Genomic DNA, 1750 nt, shown 5'->3' on the forward strand with positions numbered 1-1750 from the left:
CAGTATTCAGGATCTGGCACAAATTTGGTGATCGCGGATCCCGGGTTATTCACTCGCTCAACAGGATTCGCTTTCGGAGGAGGTCGGTCTTCGCTCGGCCGAACATTTGCCGTTTGAGCATCTTGATGCGGTTGACGTGTCCTTCGACCGTTCCGCTGCTCCATGCCATGGTCAGGCCCGCGGTGACTGCGTCCTGGTCGCGGCGCAGTCCTCGGACGAACGAGTGCAGTGCCGGTTGATCGTCGGAGTCGACGGCGACCATCCACCGCTCGAGATCTCGACCGCGCCGCTCGCCCATGATCTCTGCGAACGCGCGGACGTGCCCGGTGAGAGCGGCAAGTTCCGGACTGATCGCCAGGACCCGATCGAGACTTTCCTGGTGCTCGGTAGCAAGGGCGGCGGGGTTGGTCATGATCCAGCCGACGACCTTCCGGACCGCTGGCGGTTTGCGTGGCGGGGCCGGGATGCGCGCGAGAGCGCGGAAGGGGTGCAGGTAGTTGCGCACCATCCTCTCGCTGCCTCGGTAGCCGAGGGCCTTGATCTCTTCGAACAGCTGGGTCGCGTTGGTGCAGCCCTCGTTCCACCGCTGGTGTAGGTGGGATTTGTGTGCTTCGAGCACGCTGATGCGGTATCCGGTGCGGTCGTTGACCAGCAGTTCGTCGGCCGATTCGGCGCGGGCGAAGCGGCGGGCGGTGCCGCGGGCCAGCCCCAGCTCACGACTGATCGCGCGGATGGTCGTGCCCTGGGCCAGCAACGCATGGACCTCGGCCCAGCGCTGGCGGGTGCGAACTGCGGTGCGATCCTTCCGCTGATCGGGTGTGACGGGCCCGCGATGCATTTCGGCGGCAACGTCGGTGATGTCGGGCCGGTTCTGCGGGTCGGGTTCGGCGATCGCGGCGGCGAGGCTGGCGCGGTGGCGTGCCACGGTGCGTTCGACTGCCTCGCCGAGGTTGTGCCAGATGTGCCAGCGGTCGGCGACCTGCACCGCGTCCGGCGCTCCGGCAGCGGTGCCCTCGGCGTAGGCGCCGGCCCGGTCACGGCAGACGATCTCGACGCCCGGATGGGTTCGTAGCCAGGCTGCGAGGGTGTCGGCGGTTCGGTCGTCGAGGACCTCGACCGGGCGGCGGGTCTGCATGTCGATCAGGATCGTTCCGTAGTTGTGCCCGCGACGCAGGGCGAAGTCGTCGACTCCCAGCACCTGCGGGATCGAGGTCTGAGGGTCGGGCAGCGCCCGGATCTGGCGCAGCAACGTCATCCGACTCACCGTCGCGGCCAACTGCCGGGTCAGCCGCGCCCCAGCGCGGCCACCCAACGCCAGCGCGACCGCGCATAACGCCCGTTCCAGGATCAGCGTGCGGCGGGCGTGGCGGGCCGCCAGCTGAGGCACTTGCTCAGCGAAAGTTGTTTTGCCGCAATCGGAGTTGTCGCAGAACAACCTGCGGACCTGCAACCTGATCACGACCTCCCGGCCGGTGATCGAGGTATCCGACAACCGCCGCTGATACCGGCTGTGGACACGGCCTGACAGCGTCCCGCACTCGGGGCAGCCGACGGGATCGCCGCCGGTGGCGGCCTCGATCCGCACTGTTGAGCCCGCCGCGCGGACCAGCTCGATTCGCAGACCGTCCAGATGCGGAAACAAGACCCCCATCAGTTCAAGATCAGAACACCCGCGACATCATGAACTATCAACCGCCCCTTCGCATCCCGAACGGGTCAATCACGAAGTCTGTGCCAGATCCAGTATTCA

The 1750-nt window shown here is 66.8% G+C and carries 1 protein-coding gene; it reads right to left on the reverse strand.

Going from position 1 to position 1750, the window contains the following annotated elements; genetic code table 11:
* Positions 1-49: 49 nt before the first annotated feature.
* The gene (locus AB0H00_RS31920) at positions 50-1651 is read right to left on the reverse strand and encodes an ISL3 family transposase (RefSeq protein ID WP_357273659.1); all 1602 of its coding nucleotides are present in this window, start codon (positions 1649-1651) and stop codon (positions 50-52) included.
* Positions 1652-1750 lie beyond the last annotated feature (99 nt).

This window comes from Nocardia sp. NPDC023852 (assembly GCF_040639505.1).
In the GTDB taxonomy this organism is placed as follows: Bacteria; Actinomycetota; Actinomycetes; order Mycobacteriales; family Mycobacteriaceae; genus Nocardia.